This is a genomic window from Sphingomonas horti (assembly GCF_009753715.1).
Classification (GTDB): domain Bacteria; phylum Pseudomonadota; class Alphaproteobacteria; order Sphingomonadales; family Sphingomonadaceae; genus Sphingomonas_B; species Sphingomonas_B horti.
The window spans coordinates 252760-274859 of sequence record NZ_WQMS01000001.1 but is presented as its reverse complement, the minus strand read 5'-3'; the positions used below and the strand labels follow the sequence as shown (position 1 = coordinate 274859).

Annotated in this window: 23 protein-coding genes and 1 tRNA gene; 16 read left to right on the top strand and 8 right to left on the bottom strand. The window is 67.5% G+C overall.

Annotated elements, in window-relative coordinates; genetic code table 11:
- Window positions 1-10: 10 nt before the first annotated feature.
- The 3 genes from rpsK to GON01_RS01200 all read left to right on the top strand — a co-directional run bounded on the left by rpsK (window position 11) and on the right by GON01_RS01200 (window position 3177).
- Window positions 11-400, top strand: a complete 390-nt coding sequence (rpsK, locus tag GON01_RS01210; protein ID WP_157025218.1) for a 30S ribosomal protein S11 — start codon at window positions 11-13, stop codon at window positions 398-400.
- 89 nt (window positions 401-489) lie between these two features.
- A complete protein-coding gene (locus tag GON01_RS01205; protein WP_181600160.1) occupies window positions 490-1557 on the top strand; it encodes a DNA-directed RNA polymerase subunit alpha in 1068 nt (355 codons plus the stop codon).
- A 267-nt stretch (window positions 1558-1824) separates the two neighbouring features.
- Complete coding sequence (locus tag GON01_RS01200) at window positions 1825-3177, top strand: patatin-like phospholipase family protein (RefSeq protein ID WP_198159748.1); 1353 nt, start codon at window positions 1825-1827, stop codon at window positions 3175-3177.
- A 10-nt stretch (window positions 3178-3187) separates the two neighbouring features.
- On the opposite strand, the gene GON01_RS01195 is transcribed toward GON01_RS01200, so the two are convergent.
- The 3 genes from GON01_RS01195 to GON01_RS01185 all read right to left on the bottom strand — a co-directional run bounded on the left by GON01_RS01195 (window position 3188) and on the right by GON01_RS01185 (window position 6464).
- Window positions 3188-4459, bottom strand: a complete 1272-nt coding sequence (locus GON01_RS01195) for a M20/M25/M40 family metallo-hydrolase (protein WP_157025212.1) — start codon at window positions 4457-4459, stop codon at window positions 3188-3190.
- An 81-nt stretch (window positions 4460-4540) separates the two neighbouring features.
- Entirely contained in the window at window positions 4541-5446 is a 906-nt protein-coding gene (rpoH, locus tag GON01_RS01190; protein ID WP_157025210.1) for an RNA polymerase sigma factor RpoH, read from the bottom strand.
- A 64-nt stretch (window positions 5447-5510) separates the two neighbouring features.
- Window positions 5511-6464, bottom strand: a complete 954-nt coding sequence (locus tag GON01_RS01185) for an RluA family pseudouridine synthase (RefSeq protein WP_157025209.1) — start codon at window positions 6462-6464, stop codon at window positions 5511-5513.
- A gap of 18 nt (window positions 6465-6482) precedes the next feature.
- Here GON01_RS01185 and GON01_RS01180 point away from each other — a divergent pair, with 18 nt between their 5' ends.
- From GON01_RS01180 to GON01_RS01140, 9 genes are all read left to right on the top strand, one after another.
- Window positions 6483-6872, top strand: a complete 390-nt coding sequence (locus GON01_RS01180) for a Mov34/MPN/PAD-1 family protein (protein WP_157025207.1) — start codon at window positions 6483-6485, stop codon at window positions 6870-6872.
- Window positions 6873-7112: 240 nt separating this feature from the next.
- The gene (locus GON01_RS01175) at window positions 7113-7757 is read left to right on the top strand and encodes a histidine phosphotransferase family protein (protein ID WP_157025205.1); all 645 of its coding nucleotides are present in this window, start codon (window positions 7113-7115) and stop codon (window positions 7755-7757) included.
- A gap of 56 nt (window positions 7758-7813) precedes the next feature.
- Window positions 7814-10153, top strand: coding sequence for a chemotaxis protein CheA (locus GON01_RS01170; protein WP_157025203.1), 2340 nt, complete (start codon window positions 7814-7816; stop codon window positions 10151-10153).
- Window positions 10153-10587, top strand: a complete 435-nt coding sequence (locus GON01_RS01165) for a chemotaxis protein CheW (protein WP_157025201.1) — start codon at window positions 10153-10155, stop codon at window positions 10585-10587. Before GON01_RS01170 ends, GON01_RS01165 begins: the two co-directional genes overlap by 1 nt.
- A 77-nt stretch (window positions 10588-10664) precedes the next feature.
- Window positions 10665-11030, top strand: coding sequence for a response regulator (locus tag GON01_RS01160; RefSeq protein WP_046347172.1), 366 nt, complete (start codon window positions 10665-10667; stop codon window positions 11028-11030).
- A 16-nt stretch (window positions 11031-11046) separates the two neighbouring features.
- Window positions 11047-12141, top strand: a complete 1095-nt coding sequence (gene cheB, locus GON01_RS01155) for a chemotaxis-specific protein-glutamate methyltransferase CheB (protein WP_157025199.1) — start codon at window positions 11047-11049, stop codon at window positions 12139-12141.
- Entirely contained in the window at window positions 12138-12971 is an 834-nt protein-coding gene (locus GON01_RS01150; protein WP_157025197.1) for a CheR family methyltransferase, read from the top strand. Before cheB ends, GON01_RS01150 begins: the two co-directional genes overlap by 4 nt.
- Window positions 12972-13002: 31 nt before the next feature.
- Window positions 13003-13893, top strand: coding sequence for a DMT family transporter (locus GON01_RS01145; protein ID WP_157025195.1), 891 nt, complete (start codon window positions 13003-13005; stop codon window positions 13891-13893).
- A 56-nt stretch (window positions 13894-13949) separates the two neighbouring features.
- Complete coding sequence (locus tag GON01_RS01140) at window positions 13950-14582, top strand: N-acetylmuramoyl-L-alanine amidase (protein ID WP_157025701.1); 633 nt, start codon at window positions 13950-13952, stop codon at window positions 14580-14582.
- Here the strand turns inward: GON01_RS01140 and GON01_RS01135 are convergent.
- Both GON01_RS01135 and ald read right to left on the bottom strand, forming a co-directional pair.
- On the bottom strand, window positions 14579-14956 hold the full coding sequence (locus GON01_RS01135; RefSeq protein ID WP_157025194.1) for a group III truncated hemoglobin: 378 nt from the start codon (window positions 14954-14956) through the stop codon (window positions 14579-14581). The genes GON01_RS01140 and GON01_RS01135 overlap by 4 nt on opposite strands.
- Before the next feature lie 85 nt (window positions 14957-15041).
- Window positions 15042-16145, bottom strand: a complete 1104-nt coding sequence (gene ald, locus GON01_RS01130) for an alanine dehydrogenase (protein WP_157025192.1) — start codon at window positions 16143-16145, stop codon at window positions 15042-15044.
- Between the two features lie 142 nt (window positions 16146-16287).
- On the opposite strand from ald, the gene GON01_RS01125 reads away from it, so the two are divergent.
- Window positions 16288-16755, top strand: a complete 468-nt coding sequence (locus GON01_RS01125; RefSeq protein ID WP_157025190.1) for an Lrp/AsnC family transcriptional regulator — start codon at window positions 16288-16290, stop codon at window positions 16753-16755.
- A 148-nt stretch (window positions 16756-16903) separates the two neighbouring features.
- Complete coding sequence (locus tag GON01_RS01120) at window positions 16904-18841, top strand: potassium transporter Kup (RefSeq protein ID WP_181600195.1); 1938 nt, start codon at window positions 16904-16906, stop codon at window positions 18839-18841.
- A 179-nt stretch (window positions 18842-19020) separates the two neighbouring features.
- Here GON01_RS01120 and GON01_RS01115 read toward each other — a convergent pair whose 3' ends face one another.
- Window positions 19021-19686 (bottom strand): glutathione S-transferase family protein, encoded by a 666-nt coding sequence (locus GON01_RS01115; RefSeq protein ID WP_157025188.1) that lies wholly within the window; start codon window positions 19684-19686, stop codon window positions 19021-19023.
- Window positions 19687-19706: 20 nt separating this feature from the next.
- Here GON01_RS01115 and GON01_RS01110 point away from each other — a divergent pair, with 20 nt between their 5' ends.
- Window positions 19707-20207, top strand: coding sequence for a 2'-5' RNA ligase family protein (locus GON01_RS01110; RefSeq protein WP_157025698.1), 501 nt, complete (start codon window positions 19707-19709; stop codon window positions 20205-20207).
- On the opposite strand, the gene GON01_RS01105 is transcribed toward GON01_RS01110, so the two are convergent.
- A complete protein-coding gene (locus GON01_RS01105; RefSeq protein WP_157025187.1) occupies window positions 20204-21427 on the bottom strand; it encodes an NAD(P)/FAD-dependent oxidoreductase in 1224 nt (407 codons plus the stop codon). The genes GON01_RS01110 and GON01_RS01105 overlap by 4 nt on opposite strands.
- A gap of 155 nt (window positions 21428-21582) precedes the next feature.
- On the opposite strand from GON01_RS01105, the gene GON01_RS01100 reads away from it, so the two are divergent.
- A tRNA-Met gene (locus GON01_RS01100) sits at window positions 21583-21659 on the top strand.
- A gap of 10 nt (window positions 21660-21669) precedes the next feature.
- Here the strand turns inward: GON01_RS01100 and GON01_RS01095 are convergent.
- Window positions 21670-22074: a hypothetical protein gene (locus GON01_RS01095; protein WP_157025185.1), complete on the bottom strand. Its 405-nt coding sequence runs from the start codon at window positions 22072-22074 to the stop codon at window positions 21670-21672.
- Between the last annotated feature and the right edge of the window lie 26 nt (window positions 22075-22100).

The following is a 22100-nucleotide window of genomic DNA, read 5'->3' as shown; positions in this document are numbered from 1 at the left end:
TCAGAACGAAATGGCACGTGAACCGCAGCGCCTTCGCCGCCGCGAACGCAAGAATATCACCGCCGGCGTCGCGCATGTGAACGCCAGCTTCAACAACACGATGATCACCATCACCGACGCGCAGGGCAATGCGATCAGCTGGTCGTCTGCCGGCATGATGGGCTTCAAGGGCAGCCGCAAGTCGACGCCCTATGCCGCCCAGGTCGCCGCCGAGGACGCGGGCCGCAAGGCCGCCGAGCACGGCGTGCGCACGCTCGAGGTCGAGGTGAAGGGGCCGGGTTCGGGCCGCGAGAGCGCGCTCCGCGCCCTGCAGGCGGTCGGCTTCCAGATCACCTCGATCCGCGACGTGACGCCGATCCCGCACAACGGCGTCCGTCCGTCGAAGCGCCGCCGCGTCTGATTGAACTTTTGCGTGGGTGGAGCGCTTCTGCCCACGCCGCTTTACCCGGCGGAAGCGTGCACCTTCCGCCCTACCCCGAGGGGAACACAGTGGCTGTCAACGCAAAGAACTGGCAGGAACTCAAGAAGCCGACGGCACTCGAAAAGAAGCCGGGCGGCGATACCAGGCGGAAGGGCACGTTCGTTGCCGAGCCGCTGGAGCGTGGCTTCGGGCTGACGCTCGGCAACGCGCTGAGGCGCGTTTTGCTGTCTTCGCTGCAGGGCGCGGCGGTGACGTCGATCAAGATCGAGAACGTGCTGCACGAATTCTCGTCGCTCGCCGGGGTGCGCGAGGACGTGACCGACATCGTGCTGAACGTGAAGCAGATCGCGCTGAAGATGCAGGGCGAAGGCTCGAAGCGGCTGCAGCTGTCGGCGACCGGCCCAACCGAAGTCACCGCGGGTATGATCAACGTGTCGGGCGACATCGAGGTGATGAATCCGGAGCTGGTGATCTGCCACCTGGACGAAGGCGGCACGCTCAACATGGAGCTGACCGCGGAGGCGGGGAAGGGCTATGTGCCGTCGGCCAACAACCGCCCGGCCGATGCGCCGATCGGCCTGATCCCGGTCGACGCGCTCTACTCGCCGGTCCGCCAGGTCGCCTACAAGGTGGAAAACACCCGCGTCGGCCAGGAACTGGACTATGACAAGCTGACGATCACTGTCGAGACCGACGGCACGATCACCCCGGACGACGCGCTCGCCTATGCCGCGCGCATCCTCCAGGACCAGCTGCAGCTGTTCGTCCACTTCGACGAAGGCATGCCGGTCGCCCAGCCGGGTGCGGGCATGATCGGCGGCGCGATGGCGCCGATGGAGGCTGAGACCGATTCGAACCAGCTCAACCGCTACCTGCTGAAGAAGGTCGACGAGCTGGAGCTGTCGGTGCGCAGTGCCAACTGCCTGAAGAACGACAACATCATCTATATCGGCGACCTCGTGCAGAAGACCGAGGCCGAGATGCTCCGCACGCCGAACTTCGGCCGCAAGAGCCTCAACGAGATCAAGGAAGTGCTGTCGTCGATGGGCCTGCGCCTGGGCATGGAAATCCCCGGCTGGCCGCCCGAGAACATCGAGGAAATGGCCAAGAAGCTGGAACAGGATATTATGGGGTGATCGCGACAAGCGGGCAGTCCGGGGGACTGCCTGCCGCGATCACGGCGCACCGGGTTAGCGCCAGCTAACCCGGAGACGCCGCAGCCCGGCCGGCGACGAGGCCCAACCGAGGGCGCGGCTTTGCCGCGCGTGCCGACGATCAGGAAGGCCGCCTTCGGGCGGCCTTTTTGTTGGCGCACGCAATGCTTGTCCGCTTTCCGCAACAGGCGTAATTTGCGCGCGGGTCGCATTCGTACGGACTTTGCCAGCGGGGCTGTCATGCCGGGATTGCGCGTCTTGCTTGCGGGGCTGGTGACGATCGCGCTGGGCGCTTGCGCGCATGTGCGGCCGCAGGCGACCACGGGCTGCACGATCCACGCCTATCCGCTGCTGGTCAGCCGCAACCATCCGAAATTCGAGGCGCAGCTGCAGCCGCAGCTTCCCGCCCCGCCGAACGGCAAGCCCGACACCTTCCAGGAGAAGGTGGCGGCGGTCGCCGGTAACGCGCGCGCGCAGGGACGCGGCGCGCTCGACGTCCTGGTGCTGAGCGGCGGCAGCCAGCACGGCCTGTTCGGCACCGGCTTCCTGATCGGCGCGGGCGACAAAGTGCCGGACTACAGCATCGTCACTGGCATCAGCACCGGCGCGCTGCAGAGCACGTTCGCTTTCCTGGCGCATCATCCGGTCCATGCGCGCGCCTATCCGGCCGATACTGGCGCGTTCGTGACCGGCCTCAGCAAGGATACGTCCTACCTCCAGGACCTGGGTCTCGCGAGCTCGATCACGCGCGAGCGGACGATCCTGGACAAGCGCCCCGGCGGGCTCGTGGGCGGCATCATCAGCGGCTCGCAGGGATCTCTGGCGCCGCTGCACGACCGCCTGGTCCAGTTCATCGACGACGCGACGCTGGACGCGATCGTGGAGGAGGGGAACAAGGGCCGTTCGCTGTTCGTCGGCGTGACCGATCTGGACGACGGCCAGGGCTATGCGCTCGACATGGTCCAGCTGGCGCGCGACTCGGTTCGCGACCGCGCCACCTACCGGCGATGCTATGCCGACGCATTGATCGCTTCCTCTTCGGTCCCGCTCGCGGCCGAACCCGTGACGCTCACGATCCTGGACGAGAGCACCGGTGACCTGCTGGAGCACCTCTTCATCGATGGCGGTGCCCGCTACAGCGTGTTCGCGCGCCAGATCGTGGATGCGGTCAGCGCCTCGTCGATGCCGGTCAATTTCGACGTGATCGTGAACGGCTTTCTCTATTCCGAGGACTGGACGGACCGCGCCGGCAACCGTGTCGACAAATGGAATGCGATCAACCTGGCGCTCCGGGCCGTCGACATCCTCGAAAACCAGGTCAGCCGCTTTTCGCTCGACGCGATCGAGCGGCTGGCGAGCACCGGCAGCCCCTATCGCTACCGTCTGGCCTTCATCGACCATGACCGGTCGGACGCTTTCACCTACCGCATTCCCGGCTATGCGGCGCCGGACGAACGCACCTGCTTCGACTGGACCGAGGAGGACCGCCGCAAGGACAACCCCCTCGAATTCCATGCGCGCTACATGGCCTGCCTGCTCGCTTACGGGCGCGAGCGGGGCGCGGCGCAGGACTGGAACCTGGAGCTGCCCGCCAGGCCCTGAGACTCCGCCGCTATTGAAGTTCCGCCATCGCGAGCAGCATCGTCAGGCCCGGGAGCATGCCCTTGAGGCTCGCGCCCTTTTCCACGTCGATCCACTCGTCGAGCGAGTGGGCGCGGCCGCCGCTGCCGCCCGAGCCGATCGTGATGCCGGGGATGCCGAGGTGCATCGGCACGTTGGCGTCGGTGGAGGAAGTGTTGAGCTCGGGCTTCAGGCCCTGCGCCGAGATTGCCGCCTGCGCGGTCCGGACCAGCTCGGAATCCGCCGGCGTGGTGCCCGCCGGGCGGTCGCCGATCAGCTTGAACTCGGCCGTGACCGCGCCTTCGCGCGTCGAGCGCGCCTTGTTCTCGCCTGCGACCGCGGCCTCGACGATCGTCTTGAACCGCTGTTCGAGCTTGGCGAGCTCCTCGGCGCTGGCGGAGCGCATGTCGAACTCCATGAACACGTCGTTCGGGATCGAGTTGACCGACGTGCCGCCGCCGGTGACGCTCGCGGAATAGGTGGTCTTCGGTGTCTTGGGGACTTCGACCTTGTAGAGGTCGACCACCGTCTGGCTCATTGCCGCCATCGGATTGACCAGCCCGAACGCGCCATAGCTGTGGCCGCCCGGCCCCTTGAACGTGATGCGGTAGCGCCGCGACCCGACGCCCCCGTTGACGATGCGGCTGCCGTCGGTGCCGTCCATCGAGAAGAAGGTCTTGATCCGGTCCTTGTACTTGCCCTTGTGGAACAGATAGCGGGTGCCGCGCAGGTCGCCCGGCCCTTCCTCGCCGACATTGCCGACGAACAGGATATCGCGCCTGGTCTTCACGCCGGCTTCGTTCATCGCCCGCACATAGCCGAGCAGCACCGCCAGGCTGCGCGTGTCGTCGCCGATGCCCGGCGCGAACAGCTTTGTGCCTTCGCGGCGGACCTTCACCGGCGTGCCCTCGGGGAAGACGGTGTCGAGGTGCGCTTCGATCACCACCAGCGGGCCGCCGGCCGGGCCGGTGCCGCGGCGCAGACCCATCACATTGCCTTCCGGGTCCATCTCCACGTCGGTCAGACCCGCCGCGCGCAGCATCTCCAGATAGGCCTCTGCGCGCGCCTTCTCCTTGAACGGAGGAGCGGGGATCTCGGTCAGCGTGACGATATCCTGCACGATCCTGTCGTGCTGGCTGTCGAGGACCGACACCGCCTTCTTGTACGCCGGGCTGGCGATCACTTTGCCGACATCCGTGGCGGCGGACGCCTGGGCGGCGCAGCCGGCAAGCAGAAGGGCGGCGAAACTGAAGGCTTTGAACATGAAGGGACCGCTCCGGAAAGGGGAAGCCTTTCCTAGCTGCGCGACGCGGCCGGTTTCAAGCAGAGGGTTTGAAAAGCCTTGCTATGCCATCGCGAGCAGGCGGCGATCGCCGGCCAGCCGCAGCATCGCGCGCTGCAGCTTTTCGAACGCGCGCACCTCGATCTGGCGGACGCGCTCGCGGCTGACGCCATAGACCTGGCTCAGCTCCTCCAGCGTCTTCGGCTCCTCGGCCAGGCGGCGCTCGGTCAGGATATGCTTCTCGCGGTCATTGAGGTCGCCCATCGCTTCCAGCAGCAGCTCGTGGCGGACTTCCTTTTCCTCGCTCTCGGCCAGGATTTCGTCCTGCAGCGGATCGGTGTCGGCCAGCATGTCCTGCCACTGGCTTTCGCTGTCGTCGCGCATCGTGACGTTCAGCGAGGTGTCGCCGCCCATCGCCATCCGCCTGTTCATGCTGATGACGTCGGCCTCGGTGACGCCCAGATCGGTCGCGATCTTGGTCACGTCTTCGGGCTTGAGATCGCCGTCCTCGAACGCGTCGATCCGGTTCTTCATCCGGCGGAGGTTGAAGAACAATTTCTTCTGCGCCGCCGTGGTGCCCATCTTCACGAGCGACCAGGAGCGCAGGATGAATTCCTGGATCGAAGCCCTGATCCACCACATTGCATAGGTGGCGAGGCGGAAGCCGCGATCGGGCTCGAATTTCTTCACGCCCTGCATCAGGCCGATATTGCCCTCGGAAATCAGCTCCGACACCGGCAGGCCATAGCCGCGATAGCCCATGGCGATCTTGGCGACGAGGCGCAGGTGCGAGGTGACGAGCTGCGCCGCCGCTTCAGGGTCCTGGTGTTCCTGATAGCGCTTGGCGAGCATGAATTCCTGCTCCGGCGTCAGGATCGGGAATTTCCTGATTTCCGCCAGATAGCGGTTGAGGCTGGCCTCGCCGCCCAACGCGGGGATCGTCGCGGGGACGTTGTTGCCGTTGGCCATGATCTATTCTTCTCCCTGCGAACCGCCGCCTCCATAGCCGGAGTGCGGCAAAAGCTTAACGAAACTATACGGACAGTGCGCTTAACAGTTCCTGCATGTCAGCCGGCATCGGACTGTCAAACGCTAAAGCCTGGCTTGTGACCGGATGGACAAAGCCGAGCCGTGCCGCATGCAAGGCCTGCCGTTCGAAACCCAGCCGTTTCAACAGCTCGCGCGTGGCGGGCCGGCTGCGGCCATAGACCGGATCGCCCAGCAGCGGGTGGCCGATCGAGGCCATGTGCACGCGCACCTGGTGCGTGCGCCCGGTTTCCAGCCGGCATTCGACCAGCGCCGAATCGCGAAGCGCGCGCTCCAGCCGCCAGTGCGTCACGGCGCGCTTGCCCCGGCCTTCACCGACGATCGCGACCTTCTTCCGGTTCGCGTCGGAGCGGGCAAGGTTCGCGTCGACTGTGCCGGAGCCCTTGGGCAGCCCGGCGACGATCGCCTGGTAGCGGCGGTCGATCGTGTGCGCGGCGAACTGCTTCGCCAGCCCCTCATGCGCGCGGTCGGTCTTGGCGGCGACCAGCAGCCCCGACGTGTCCTTGTCGATCCGGTGGACGATCCCCGGCCGCGCCACGCCGCCGATGCCCGACAAGTTGCCCGCGCAATGATGCAGCAGCGCGTTGACCAGCGTTCCGTCCGGATTGCCGGCGGCGGGATGGACGACCATGCCGGCGGGCTTGTCGATCACGATCAGGTGATCGTCTTCGAAAACGACCTGCAGCCCCAGGTCCTGCGCTTCGTTGTGCGCGGGCCGGGGCGCCGGCACTTCGACGGCGAAGCTTTCGCCGGCCCGGGCCTTCAGCGCGGGATCGCGGGGCAGGGCGCCGTCCGAGCGGCGGACCTGGCCGGCGGAGATCAGCGCCTTGATCCGTTCGCGCGACAGCGTCGGCAGCGCCGCGGCGAGCGCGCGGTCGAGCCGCCAGCCTTCCGCTTCGGCTCCGATCGTCGCGTCGAGAATGGAAACCCCCCGGTTCATTCGCTACCCGATGTGGCGATGAGGGTCGGGATTTCAAGGACCGTTCTGGACGCGATCCGGTCCCACGCCGCCGCCGAAGCGCCGCGCGAGGCCTGCGGCCTGCTGCTCGGAAGCGTGGACCTGATCGATGGCGTCATGGCGGCGGTCAACGTGGCCGATGACCCGGTGCGGCATTTCGAGATCGACCCCGCCGCGCTGTTCGCCGCGATCCGCGCCGAGCGGACGGGCGGACCGAAGCTCGCCGGCTATTATCATTCGCACCCCGGCGGGCGCGCCGCGCCATCGGACACCGACGAGGCCATGGCTGCGAGGGACGGCAAATTGTGGCTGATCGTCGCGGGCGATGCGGTGACGGCGTGGATCGCGGGGGAGGGCGGATTTGAGCGGGTGGCGCTGAGCGCCTCTTAGTCGTCCCCTGCATTTGCAGGGGAGGGGGACCGCTCGCCCAAAGGCGAGTGGTGGAGGGGCCCGGAGCGAAGCGGAGGGTTTTTACTTCGCGCTGCGCGCTCAGCCCCTCGACCACGCGCTGGCGCGCGCGGTCCCCCTCCCCGAGCAAGCTCGGGGAGGAGCTTGGCCGACTCATTCCCCCGACGAACCGCGCGTCCGGCCCCTTGCTCCGCGTCGCGTGCTCCGCCACTAGAGACCCCCATGACCACAGCCGCCATCGACTTCGCCAGCCTGCTCTGCTCCCGCCTCTGCCACGACCTGTTGAGCCCGGTCGGGGCGTTGAATAACGGCCTGGAATTGCTTGCCGACGAGCATGATCCGGAGATGCGGGCGCGCTGCCTCGATCTGTTGAACGAAAGCGCGCGCGCTTCGGCCAACAAGCTCAAATTCTTCCGCCTCGCATTCGGCGCCGCCGGCGGCTTCGGCGACAGTGTCGACTCGCGCGAAGCGAAGGCCGCGATCGAGGGCATGTTCGGGGAAGGCGGGCGGATCGAGATCGGCTGGATGGTCGAGCCGGCGACGCTCTCCAAACCCGCGATCAAGGTGCTGTTGAACCTGGCGCTGATCGCCGGCGACGCGCTGGTGCGCGGCGGCCGGCTCGACATCGGGGCCGAGCAGACCGCGAACGGCACCGAGATGGTGGTCCGCGCCGAAGGACCGCGGCTGGTGCTCGATCCGGAGCTGCGCCAGGCGCTCGAAGGCCGCACCGGTGCCGACGAAGTGACGCCCCGCGCCGCGGCCGCCTGGCTTGCCAGCGAGCTGACGCGGCAGGCGGGCGGGTCGATCCAGGTCTCCGCTCCGGAAGACCCGTTCGTGATGTTCGGGGCGACCCTCAGGGCGGGGTAAACCCCCTCTTAACTGTCGGCGCGCCATAGGACCCTCCAATAGGGTTAGTGGGGCCGATGGACGATCTTCTGGCGGAATTCCTGGCGGAGACGCGCGAGACGCTCGATGCGCTCTCGGGCGAGATCATCGCGTGGGAGGCGGATCCGAGTGATCGCGGCCGGCTCGATGCCATTTTCCGTTTCGTGCACACCGTGAAGGGGAGCTGCGGCTTCCTCGACCTGCCGCGCTTCGAGACGCTGAGCCATGCCGCCGAGGACGTGCTGGCCGAGCTCCGCTCCGGAACGCGCACCGCCGACGCGGCACTGGTCAGCGCGGTGCTGGCGATCATCGACCGGATCGGCGAGCTGACCGAAGCGCTCGAAAGCGGCGCCGAGCTGCCGAGCGGCGATGACGGGCTGCTGATCGCCGCGCTGTCGGCCGAAGCCAATGTCTGCCCGATCACCGGCGCGGCCCCGCACGTCGTCCAGACCGCCAACAAGGCCCCCGCGCGCAGCATCCGCGTGCCGCTGGAGCTGCTCGACCGGATGATGAGTGGCGTCTCCGACATGGTGCTTGCCCGCAACGAGCTGGCGCGGCGCCTACGCGAAGTCGGTGCCGAGCAGGAAGTGGGAGGCGCCTTCGAGCGCCTGTCGACCTGCCTGGCAGATATGCGCGATTCGATCACGCGCACCCGCATGCAGCGGATCGAGAAGCTCTTCTCCGCGCTGCCGCGGATGGTGCGCGATACGTCGGCAGAGCTCGGCAAGACGGTCGATCTCGACATCGACGGCAGCGATGTCGAGCTCGATCGCGAGATGATCGAGCTGATGCGCGATCCGCTGACGCACATGGTCCGCAACTCGATCGATCACGGCATCGAAAACGCCGAGGTCCGGCGGAAGCGCGGCAAGCCCGAGGCCGGGCGGCTGTCGATCAGCGCGCGCCAGTCGGGCAACCAGATCGTCATCGAGATTGCCGATGACGGCAACGGCATCGATGAGGGGCGGCTGGTCGCAAAGGCGATCGCGAACGGCGTCATCACGCAAGAGCTTGCCAACGCGCTGCCGCCGGCTGCGCGCGCGGCGCTGATCTTTTCCCCCGGCGTCTCGACCGCCGAGCAGGTGACGGCGATCTCCGGCCGCGGCGTCGGCATGGACGTGGTGAAGTCGAACATCGAGCGGATCGGCGGCTCGATCGAGCTCGACAACCGGCCCGGCTTCGGGCTGCGCACGACCATACGCGTGCCGCTGACGCTGACCATCATCGCGTCGCTGACCGTGTCGGCGGGCAGCCAGAGCTTCGCGATCCCGCGCTCCGCGATCGAGGAGATCGTGCACGTATCGAGCGCGTCGATCCGGATCGATACGCTGGGTGACGCCACCGTCGCCACCATTCGCGGCCGCGCCCTGCCGCTGCTGCACCTGGAGCATGTGCTCGGCACCGGGCATGTCGACGAAGTGACCGGCCGCACGATCGTCGTCGTCAGCGCCGGCGCCGGCCTGTCCTACGCGCTTTGCGTCCAGGCCGTGCACGACCATGAGGAATTGGTGATCAAGCCGGCATCGCCGGCGGTGATGGGTGCCGGCGTCTATGGCGGCATGTCGCTGCCCGACAGCGGCGTGCCGATGCTGATGCTCGACGCCGTCGGCATTGCCGCGCGCGCCGGCATCGAGCCCGAGGAAGCGAACCCGATTGCGGCGCTCACTCAAGACGCGGCGGCGGAAACGGGGCCGGAGCTGACGTCGACGCTGTTGTTCCACGATCTCGCCGGCCGCCGCCGCGGCATCCGCCTGGGCGTGGTCGAGCGGCTCGAGGACGTGGCCGCGGACCGCATCGCCGAAACCGCGGGCCGGCTGCGCGTCGCCATCGACGGCCGGCTGCTCCCCCTGCTGGGCTGTGAGGAAGGCCTGCCCGCCGGCGCCATGGTCAAGCTGCTGCGGCTGAGCGACGGCGCGTCCGAACTGGCATTCGCGATCGACGACGTGATCGACATCGTCCAGCTGCCGCCGGCCATGCATCATGCGACCTCGGAAGGGCCGATCGCCGGCGTGGCGCTGGTCCAGGGCGAGCAGGTCGAGTTGATCGACGTGTTCTGGCTGTTCGCGCAGGCGGATGCCGCGCCGGTCCGGGAGGAACGGCCGCTGTGCCTGCTGGCCGATGCCGAGGACCGCTGGTCGCGCGAGATCCTGCGCCCGCTTCTCGAAGCCGCGGGCTACCGCGTCGGCTTTGCCGGCGAGTCGGTCGAAGCGCAGGCCGATGTCGTGATCGCGGGCGGCGAGCCGGTTGCGGCCGGCGCGGCGCCGGTGATCCGGCTGAGGCCCGACATGGCCGGCGCCAATGACGGCAGCGTCTATCGCTACGACCGGATGGGCCTGCTCGCCGCGATCGAAAGCCAGGTCGCGAAGCGGAGAGCGTGATGGATAAACTGTACCTGATCGCGACGATTGCCGGCCAGCCGGTCGCGATCCATGCCTCGCTGGTGGAATCGGTGGTGGACCTGGGCGCGGTCGCGCCGGTGCCGTTGGCGCCGCCGCATGTCGCGGGCCTCGCGGCGCTGCGCAGCAAGGTGCTGACCGTGATCTGCTGCGAGTGTTCGCTGGGGTTCGCGCCGACCGGCCGCGGCACCCGCCGCGCAGTCGTCATTCAGCTCGACGGCCATCATTACGGTCTGGTGGTCGGATCGATCGAAGATGCCCGCGTGATCGACGAGCCGCCGCAGCCGATCCGCGCGCGGTTGGAGCCCGGCTGGGCCCGGATCGCGATCGGAATGCTGGAATATGACGGCGAGGCGCTGTTGCTGATCGATCCGGAGCGGCTGATCGCCGGCCCCGACGAAGCGCTGGCCGCCTGAGCCATGCCGTCTTTAACCTCGTCCTTACTCTCTGCGGGTTAGGGCAGGGCAATAGAACAAAGGTCGAGTGAGATTTTATGAAAACCTGTCTCGTGGTCGACGATTCCAAGGTCATCCGGAAAGTCGCGCGCCATATCCTCGAAACGCTCGACTTCGAGGTGGCGGAGGCCGGTGACGGCCGTGACGCGCTCACCCATTGCGAGGCGACGCCGCCCGACGTGGTGCTGCTCGACTGGAACATGCCGGTGATGAGCGGGATGGAGTTCCTGAAGGCGCTGTCGGCCACCGACCTGCCGAAGCGCCCGAAGGTTGTGTTCTGCACCACCGAGAACGGCATCGGCCATATCAAGGCGGCGATCGAGGCCGGCGCCGACGAATATGTGATGAAGCCGTTCGATCGCGATACGATCGCGAGCAAGCTGCAGATCGTCGGGCTCGCCTGAGCGGAGCCAGCCGGCGATGCCGCCCCGCGCCCTGACGAGCGCTCGTAGCGCGGCTGCCCCGGACCGGCCCATCCGGCTGCTGATCGTCGACGATTCGGCGGTCGCGCGCGCCGTCTTCACGCGCATGGTCGGCGAACGCCCCGAATTCCAGCTGGCCGGAACCGTGCCGAGCGCGCGGGCGGCATTGTCCTTCCTGGCTCGCGAGCGGGTCGACATCATCATCCTCGACATCGAGATGCCCGGCCAGGACGGGCTGAGCGCTATGCCCGCGCTGATCGCGGCGAGTCGCGGCGCGCGCGTGCTGATCGTTTCCTCGTCGGCAGAGCAGGGCGCCGCCGCATCGATCCGGGCGATGACGCTGGGCGCCGCCGACACGCTCGCCAAGCCGGGCGCCGGCGCGTTCGGGGGCCGCTTCGCCGAGGTGCTCGCCGAAAAGCTGGTGCGGATCGGCCACGCGCCCGACGCGGACGCCGGCGACAGCCGGCCGCAGGAGCCGATGCCGCAGCTCCGGCTGCGGGCGATGAACGAAGGTCGCGTGTCCTGCGTCGCCATCGGTGCTTCGACCGGCGGTCTTCATGCCCTCTCGGACCTCCTGCGCGCCCTCCCGCCGGCATTCGGCGCACCGATCCTGATCACCCAGCATCTTCCGCCCTCATTCATGAGCATCTTTGCGACGCAGGTGCAGGAAATGTCGGGCCGCCCGACCAGCGTCGCGCGCGCCGGCATGCCGCTCGCGCGCGGGCGTATCCTGATCGCGCCGGGCGAAGGCCATTTGTCGGTCGAGATGACCGGCGGCATGCCGCGCGTACGCATCACTGCGGAGCGGGTCGAAAGCGGCTGTCTGCCCTCGGTCGACCCGATGCTGGCCAGCGTCGCGGAAGCCTTCGGCGCGACCGCGGTCGGCATCGTGCTGAGCGGCATGGGCCGCGATGGCCTGCGCGGGGCCGAACGCATGGCGCATGCCGGCAGCGACGTCTTCGTTCAGGATCGCGCGAGCTCGGTCGTCTGGGGCATGCCGGGATCGGTGGCGCAGGCCGGGTTGGCCAGCGCGATGCTGCCGCCGTTCCAGATCGCCGACCTGCTCGCCCGCCGCGAGAGGCTCGCGGCATGACGATAGACAGGACCGCGCTGCGTCATCTCGCCAGTCTCCTGGAGCAGCGCACCGGCCAGCAGATCGGGCCGAACCGGCTGTGGCGGATCGAGACCGTGCTGAAGTCGCTAATGCGCGAGCGCGGCATTCCGAACCTCGATGCGCTGGTGGGGCAGCTGAACCTCGGCCGCGACGTGATGCTCGCCAGCGAGGTCGTCGAGGCACTGCTGAACAACGAGACCTTCTTCTTCCGCGACGCGCAGGCGTTCGACCTGGTGCGCAACGGCGCGCTCGAGGCGCTCCGCCAGGCCCGCGCGGCGTCGCGCCGGATCAGCATCTGGTGCGCCGGCTGCTCGACCGGGCAGGAGGCCTATTCGCTGGCGATGATCTTCGCCGATGCCCGCGCCAAATGGGACGGCTGGTCGATCGACATCACCGCGACCGACGTGTCGGAAGCCGCGATCGAGAAGGCGCGCGGCGGCTATTACAGCCAGTTCGAGATTCAGCGCGGGCTGCCGGTCAGCTCGATGCTCAAATGGTTTGACCAGGTAGGTGACGAATGGCGGGTCAAGCGGGACCTTGCCCGCTATCTCCGCTTCCGCCGGCACAATGTGCTGATGGCGCAGACCGGCAGCTTCGATCTGATCCTGTGCCGCAACGTGCTGCTCTATTTCAGCCCGGAGCGGCGGCGCGAGGCGTTCGACCGGCTTGCCGCCAGCCTTGCGCCCGACGGCTATCTGATGCTCGGCGCCGGCGAGACGGTGATCGGCCAGACCGACGCCTTCGCGTCCGCACCCGAACTGCGCGGGCTCTACCGAAAGACTGCGGCGGTCAGGACAAAGGCCGCTTGATGCCGTCGCGGCTGGCGCTACAGCCGCGGCGATGACCCAGCTTCAGCCCCGGCTCGGCGCGCGCGACATCGCGGTCGCGGGGCTGATGAATCTTCTGTGGGGCATGAACATCATCGCGGTGAAGATGGCGGTGAACGAGATTCCGCCGCTGACCGCCGCGCTGCTCCGCCAGGCGATCGTGCTGATGGTCTGCCTGTCCTGGCTGCGCATCGTGCCTGGCCGGATGCGCGAGCTACTCGCTTTCGGCGTGATGACCGGCGGCCTCTATTTCCTGGTCATCAACCTGTCCATGGCGGTGGCGACCAATGTCGGTGCGCTCGCGATCGCGGGGCAGCTGGGCGTGCCGTTCGCGATGCTGCTGGCAGTCGTGATTCTGAAGGAACGGATTCACAAATACCGGATCGCCGGCGTCGCCATGTCGCTGCTGGGCGTCGGCATCCTGGTGTTCGATCCCGAAGTGGCACGGGAGATCCCGGGCATCGCGCTCACCGCGCTCGCAAGCCTGATCTGGGCCGGATCGTCGCTGATCCAGCGCAACCTCCGCGGGGTGCCGGTGCTTTCCATGTACGCCTGGGTCGGGCTGCTCGGCGTCGCGATTCTCGCGCCGGTGGCACTGGTCTTCGAGCCGGAGGGCATCCGTTCCATCCCGCACCTGCCGCTGCACAGCCTCGGCTGGGTCGCCTTCTCCGCGATCGGGTCGACGATCATCGGCCACGGCTCCATGTCGTGGTTGCTGCAGCGCCACCCGGTCGCGTCGGTGACGCCGCTCACGCTCGCCGCGCCGGTGCTGTCGGTGGTGTTCGCATCGCTGTTTTTCCACACGCCCTTGACGCCGCTGATGATTTTGGGCGGGATCGTCGCGCTGGCCGGCGTCGCGATCGTGACCATCCGTTCGGCCCGGGTTGGGGAAAACCGCGCTTGAAACAGATCATCGACAGGCCCTCGCCGAACTTCGACGAGCGCTGCAGCCCGGTTTCGATGATCGTGCTCCATTACACCGGGATGCAGGACGCCGACTCGGCGATCCGGCGGCTCTGCGATCCGGACGCGAAGGTCTCGTCCCATTACCTGGTGACGGAGGAGGGGCAGGTCCTGCGCCTGGTCGACGAAGCGAACCGCGCCTGGCACGCCGGCCGCTCGCACTGGCGCGGCATCACCGACGTGAACTCGGCAAGCATCGGCATCGAGATCGTCAATCCCGGCCACGAATTCGGCTATCGCCCCTTCCCGGAGGAGCAGATCGACGCGCTGGTCCCGCTCGTCCATGCGATCAAGGAGCGGTATGGCATTACCCGCGGCAATGTCGTCGGCCATTCCGACGTCGCGCCGGCCCGCAAGCAGGACCCGGGCGAGCTGTTTCCGTGGTATCGGCTGGCGAAGCTCCGCCTCGCGCTGCCCAGGCCCACGAAAAACCTGATGGACCCGGGCTGGACCGATGCCGGATTCCTGCTCGCGCTGGAACGCTTCGGTTATGACGTGACCGACACGCTGGCGGCGACGGTGGCGTTTCAGCGCCGCTTCCGCCCCGAGTTGATCGACGGCACGATCGACGCCGAATGCCGCGCGATCCTGCTCGCGCTACTGCTGCCCAAGCCGCAGGGCGACGATTAGGCGACTCGCTGGGCGTGGAAGCTGAGCCCGAGCTGCAGGCTCTCGCCGATCCGCGCAGCCTTCGCCTGCAGCGCGGCGGCGGCTTCGGGCGGCATCAGCTCGGCGGTGGTCTCGGCCCAGATTTCGAGCCAGCGCTGGAACATCGCCGGCTTGATCGACTCGATATGGCGCAGATGCGCCACCATCGGGCTGCCCTTGTAGCGCCCGCTGGTCAGCATCACCGACGACCAGAAGGCGGTGAGCTTGCCCAGATGCTCCGGCCAGTCATGGATCGCCTCGTTGAACAGCGGCCCGATCAGGGCGTCCTGCCGCACCCGCGCGTAGAAGGCGGGGATCAGCTCGGCGAGCGATTCTTCGGTGATGAATTCGTCCATCCCTGTCATGTGGGATGCCTCGTCGTCCTGTAAAAGCTAGGAATTTCCCGGAGCCGGGCGCAGCGACCGGCTCCGGGACAGCGGCTTAGCTGAACGGCACGAACTCCAGGCCCAGCGCGTCGGCGACGGCCTGGTGGCGGATCTTGCCGCCCATCACGTTCAGGCCGTTGGCCAAGTGCGGATCGGCGCGCATCGCCGCTTCCGCGCCCATATTGGCGAGCTTCAGCGCGAACGGCAGCGTCGCGTTGTTGAGCGCGAAGGCGGAGGTGCGGGCGACCGCGCCCGGCATGTTGGCGACGCAATAGTGGATCACGCCGTCCACTTCGAACACCGGATCCTGGTGGGTGGTCGGGTGCGAGGTCTCGAAGCAGCCGCCCTGGTCGATAGCGATATCGACCAGCACCGATCCTCGCTTCATCGTCTTCAGCATCTCTCGGGTAACGAGCTTGGGCGCCGCCGCGCCCGGCACCAGCACCGCGCCGATCACCAGCGACGCGCTCTGCACCGCCGACGCGATCGCCGCCTTGGACGCATAGACGGTCTTGATCTGCGAGCTGAAGAACATGTCCAGCTCGGCCAGGCGGGTGTTGGAGATGTCGTAGATGGTCACGTCGGCGCGCATGCCGACCGCCATCTGCGCCGCGTTCACGCCGGAGACGCCACCGCCCAGGATCGCGACCTTTGCCGGAGCAACGCCGGGCACGCCGCCCAGCAGCACGCCGCGGCCGCCCTGTTCCTTTTCAAGATAGTGCGCGCCGACCTGCACCGACATCCGGCCGGCCACTTCGGACATCGGCTTTAAGAGCGGCAGCGAGCCGTCACGCGCGGTCACGGTCTCATAGGCGATGCAGGTGGCGCCGGACTTAATCAGGCCTTCGGTCTGCTTCGGATCGGGCGCGAGGTGCAGGTAGGTGAACAGCAGGTGCCGCGGCTCCAGCATCGCGATTTCTTGGCGCTGCGGCTCCTTCACCTTCACGATCATGTCGGACTGGGCGAACACCTCCGCCGCGGTGGCGACGATGCGGGCGCCGGCCGCGATATAGTCCTGGTCGCTCAGGTCGATGCCGGCGCCGGCATTGGTCTCGACGACCACCTCGTGGCCAGCCGCGACCAGCTCCGCCACCGACGGCGGGGTCAGGCCGACGCGATATTCGTTGTTCTTGATTTCCTTGGGCACACCGACGCGCATGATCGCTCTCCTTAAGCGAAAAAATGGTGGCGCGTATTACTGCGAATCGGGATCGCGAATCCCTGCAAACAGGGCTGGTGCCACGGCTGCTCGGCGCATAAGTGTGCGAGTGACTGATCGCTCCGCAATGGATTCATGCGCAATGGACAAGATCGACCGTGCAATCCTGAAAAGTCTCGCCGCCGATGCGCGCGCCAGCGTCAGCCAGATCGCGGAGCGCGTCGGCCTGTCGCAATCCGCCTGCACCCGGCGCATCCAGGCGCTCGAAGTCTCGGGCCAGATCACGGGCTACGGCGCCCGCCTTGGCCACAAGACGCTCGGCTTTCACGTCACCGCCCTGGTCGACATCACCCTGTCGACGCAGGTCGAGGAGGATCTGGCCCGGTTCGAACGCGCGGTGTCGGAGATCGACGGTATCGTCGAATGCGCGCTGATCTCCGGCGCGCACGATTACCGGCTGAAGATCGTCGCCAAGGACCTTGACGATTACGAGCGCCTGCACCGCGAGCATCTCGGCCGCCTGCCGGGCGTGACGACGATCAGCAGCAGCTTCGTGTTGCGATCGGTCCCCACGCGGAGCGAGGCGGACGCGCTGTTCGGGGCAGCTTAGCCCCTGCTCGACTGGAAGGGGGCTGGCATTGCACCCCCCACCGGCCCATGCTAACGGCCCGCGCCGCGTCCGTGGGGCTAGGACCGCTTTCAATCGTTATGCGCATGATGCCGCTTTCAGCAGAACATTCCCGCCGGTGAGCACCGGAATTTCAGACACGGCGACCATCAGCGGCGCCGTACCGGCGGAATCGTCGGTCCAGCACCATGGTCATGGCGACCAGGGGCTGCTGAAGCTCGCCATCGGCGCGGTCGGCATCGTCTTCGGCGATATCGGCACCAGCCCGATCTACGCGTTTCGCGAGACCTTCACCGGCCATCACGAGCTGACGCCGGACCGGCTGCACATCTTCGGCGTGCTGAGCCTCGTCTTCTGGTCGATGATGCTGATGGTGACGCTGAAATACGTCATGGTCATCATGCGCGCCGACAATAAGGGCGAGGGCGGCAGCCTGGCGCTGCTGGCGCTGATCAACCGCTCCACGCCGGGCAAGCGCTGGACCGCGCCGATCGTGCTGCTGGGGGTGTTCGCGACCGCGCTGTTCTACGGCGATTCGATGATCACGCCCGCCATGTCGGTGCTCTCCGCGGTCGAGGGCCTGACGGTCGTCGAGGCGCGGTTCGAGCCGCTGGTCGTGCCGCTCGCGATCGGCATCCTGGTTTTCCTGTTCTTCATCCAATCGCGCGGGACGGCTGCGGTCGGGCGGATGTTCGGGCCGGTGATGGTGCTCTATTTCGCGACCATCGCGGTGCTCGGCACGATGCACATCGTCCGGGACCCGTCGATCGTCGCCGCGCTCAACCCCTGGCACGCGATCCATTTCTTCCTGACCGATCATGTCCGCGCCTTCCTGGCGCTCGGCTCGGTCGTGCTGGCGGTGACGGGCGCCGAGGCGCTGTATGCGGACATGGGCCATTTCGGGCGCAAGCCGATCGGCGGATCGTGGCTGGTGTTCGTGCTGCCCGCGCTGATGCTCAATTATCTGGGGCAGGGCGCGATGGTGCTGTCCCTGAGCCCGGCCGAAGCGGCGGAGACGATCAAGAACCCGTTCTTCCTGCTCGCGCCCGAGGCGTTCCGCCTGCCGCTGGTGATCCTCGCGACGCTCGCGACGATCATCGCCAGCCAGGCGGTGATTTCCGGCGCCTTCTCGGTCACGCAGCAGGCGATCCAGCTGGGCTTCATCCCGCGCCTGCGCATCACGCACACCAGCGCCAGCACCGTCGGCCAGATCTACATTCCGGTTATCAACTGGACGCTGATGACGATGGTCATCCTGCTCGTTCTGACCTTCCAGTCCTCGTCCAACCTGGCCGCCGCCTACGGCATCGCGGTGACCGGCGCGATGACGATCGATTCCTGCCTGATCGCGGTCGTGCTGTTCTCGCTGTGGAAGTGGAATCGGATCGCGGCAGTCGCGCTGCTCGCCGTCTTCTTCACCGTCGACCTCGCCTATTTCGCGTCCAACCTCACCAAGGTGCCGGACGGCGGCTGGTTCCCGCTGCTGGTCGGCCTGTTCGCCTTCACCCTGCTGACCACCTGGGCGAAGGGGCGCAAGCTGATGATCGACCGGCTGCGCGAGGCGGCGATGCCGATCTCCATCTTCATCGAATCGGCCGCGACCTCGGCGACGCGTGTGCCCGGCACCGCCGTGTTCATGACGTCGACGCCGGACGGCGTGCCACACGCGCTGCTGCACAACCTGAAGCACAACAAAGTGCTGCACGAACGCGTGGTCCTGCTGACGGTCAAGATCGCCGACGTGCCCTATGTCGAGCAGGACATGCGCTGCCAGCTGGAGCCGCTCGGCCACGGCTTCCACCGGCTGGTGGTCAAATACGGCTTCATGCAGGAGCCGGACGTGCCGACCGCGTTGAAGCAGATCACCGGCTGCGGGCCGGAGTTCAAGATGATGGACACCAGCTTCTTCCTCGCCCGCCAGACCCTGCTCGCCTCGTCGCGGCCGGGCATGGCGATCTGGCGCGAAAAGCTGTTCGCCTGGATGCTGCGCAACGCCGAGTCGGCGATGGAGTTCTTCAAGCTCCCGACCAACCGGGTCGTCGAGCTAGGAAGCCAGGTGGAGATTTAAATTCCTCCCCTCGCAAAGCGAGGGGAGGGGGACCGCCGGCGCAGCCGGTGGTGGAGGGGCCGCACCCCGGCCTTGGGCCGGGGGAGGACGGCCGAACCCTCCGCTTCGCTCCGGGCCCCTCCACCACGACGCTTCGCGTCGCAGTCCCCCTCCCCAAGCAAGCTTGGGGAGGAGCTGAATCACGCCAGAATCTTCCGCGCCCGTTCCACGAACTCGCGCTTGGCTTCCTCGGTCATTTCCGCGCGCGGCGGCACCTGCAGTCCGCGCTTGACCGCGTCGCGCTCGCCGACCTTGTCAGCCCAGGCCTTCAGGTGCGGGTGATTGTCGAGCGTCAGCCCGGGCCATTCATAGGCCCGCACCCAGGGCCAGCAGGCGATGTCGGCGATCGAATAGTCGCCTCCGCCCAGCCAGGGCGACTCCGCCAGCCGCCCGTCCATCACGCCGAACAGGCGGTAGCTTTCGCGCTCGTAGCGGTCGATCGCGGCCGGGATGTGCTCGGGGAAATAGCGCTTGAACACATTGAGCTGCCCCATCATCGGGCCCAGCCCGCCCATCTGCCACATCAGCCATTGGATTACGGTGCTGCGGCCTTTCGGGTCGGCCGGGAGGAAGCGGCCCGTCTTCTCGGCCAGCCATATCAGGATCGCGCCCGATTCGAACACCGGAAAGCCGTCGTCGACGATCGCCGGGATGCGGCCGTTCGGGTTGATCTTCAGGAACTCCGGCGACTTCTGCTCCTGCGCGGCCATGTCGATGAAATGCGGCGTATATTCGAGCCCGCATTCCTCAAGCATGATCGCGGCCTTATAGCCGTTCGGCGTCGCGGCGGTGTAGAAGTCGATCATCCGGGGGTCCTTCCATGAACATGCCCGCGCCGATCATCGTCACCGCCCTGCTCGGCGCAAGCGATTTCGCCTGGGCCGACGGCCTGCGCCGTGCCCATTTCCCGCCCGACCGGAATCTCGTGCCGGCCCACATCACCTTGTTCCACCATCTGCCGCCGAGCGTGGCGCCGGAGCTGCGCGACCGGCTGAAGGCGGAGACGCGCGCGCCGGCGCCGCCCGCGCGCCTGTCCGGCCTGCGCCATCTGGGGGAAGGCGTCGCCTATCAGGTCGACAGTCCGGAGCTGAAAGCGATCCGCGACCGCCTCGCCGACCATTTCGCCGGCCTGCTGATCCCGCAGGACCTTGCCGCCTGGCGCCCGCATATCACCGTCCAGAACAAGGTGACGGCAAAGGCCGCCAAGGCGCTGTTGGGCGAGCTGGAAGCCAGCTTCGCCCCGCGCCCGCTGAAGATCGCCGGCCTGGCAAGCTGGTGGTATCGCGGCGGCCCGTGGGAAGCGCTCAGCGAGCATCGGTTCCGCTAGAGCAGCTCCTTCAGCTGCCGCCCCACATCCGCCAGCGCCAGCGGGTCGATTTCCGCGCCAGCCTCGACCAGCTTGCGGCCCTGTACATAATCCTTCGTCGCGTTGACGCAGTCGAGCGCGATCACGCGGCCGCCCTTCAGGTATATGACCGAAAAGCTCCGCTCGTCGGGCCTGCCGCGCAGCACCACCTCGTCATGCCCGATCGACAGCCCGACCGTCTGCAGCCTCAGGTCATACTGGTTCGACCAGAACCACGGCGTCGCTTCGTACGCCACTTCCTCGCCGATGATCGTCTTCGCCGCCACCGTCGCCTGGTCGTTCGCGTTCTGCACCGATTCCAGCCGCACCCGCGCGCCGCCGGCGAAGCGGTTCGCATGCGCCGCGCAGTCGCCGACCGCGAAAATATCCGGCAGGCTGGTCCGGCATTGCGCGTCGACATCGATGCCGTTGGCGCCCGCCGCCCCGGCGGCGATCAGCGGCTCGACCTCGGGAATGATGCCGATGCCGACGATCGCCAGGTCCGCCGCCACCGTCTCGCCGTCCGCCAGCCGCACGCCCGTCAGGCCGCCGCTATCAGTCTCGAACGCCTCGACTTGCGCGTTCAGCCGCAGGTCGACTCCGCGTGCGCGGTGCTCGGCTTCGTAGAAGCGCGACAGCACGTCGCCCGCGACCCGCGCCAGCACGCGCGGCAGCGCCTCGAACAGGCTGACGCGCTTGCCGAGTTTGGTCAGCACTGCCGCCGCTTCCAGGCCGATATAGCCGCCGCCGATCACCGCGACCCGCTCGAGGCTCGCCAGCTTCGCCATCATCGCGTCCACGTCAGCGCGGTTGCGGACGAAATGCACGGCCGCGCAGTCGGCGCCGGGGCAGGGCAGAGGCCGCGGTCGGCCGCCTGCCGCCCAGATCAGCGTGCCATAGCCGATCCGCTCGCCGGCATCGGTCGCGACTTCGTGCAGCGCCGGATCGACGCTCAGCACCCGCTGCCCCTGCAGCAGCGCCACGTTCCGCTCGCTCCAGAAGCGCTCGGGCCGGATCAGCAGCCGCTCGAATCCCTTCTCGCCGGCCAGATAGTCCTTGGAAAGCGGCGGACGTTCATAGGGCAGTTCCGGTTCCTCGCCGACGATCGCGAGGGAGCCTCCGAACCCCGATTGCCGCAGCATGATCGCCGCCTGCGCGCCGCCATGCCCGGACCCCACGATCAGCACGTTGAAAAAATGCAACCCGATCTCCTTCGTCACCCCGGACTTGATCCGGAGCCTACCTGTCTTGGATGAGAAGGTGGGTCCCGGGTCAAGCCCGGGATGACGGATTACTACGGCGTCACTGACCTTGTTGACCCCCGCCAAGCCCTTACCTATAGGGCCGCACGCCTTGGGGCGGAGTAGCTCAGTTGGTTAGAGCAGCGGAATCATAATCCGCGTGTCGGGGGTTCAAGTCCCTCCTCCGCTACCACCCTTTCAGTTCAGCAATGGCCCGCCGCGCGCGCCAGTTTGGGGGCGCGGCGGATGCTGGCGTGCAGGCGCGAATAGTCGAATGGGTCGGGCGCGGGATCTTGCTCCGGCGCCGCCTCGGCCGGTTCGGCGGGGCGGGGGAAGGTGCCGGGCGCCATGCCCGGCTTGGGGAACAGCGCCTTGGACAGCTGGGTCAGCGCCGCGGCCGGGCTGGCGGCGTAGAGCTGGGCCAGCATCTGCAGCCCGCGGCCGAGATCGCCCGCGAAATGCCATGAAAATCCCTCGAACCGGCATCCGCTCAGATAGACGGGGCCGCCCGCATAGTCGAACAGCACGTTGGTGAAGCGGCACCCCTCGAACTCGTTGCCGTCGAGCTGCACGCGCTGATCGCGGAAATGCTCGTCTTCGTAGCGCACGTCCCACACTCCTGGTCGGTTATGGA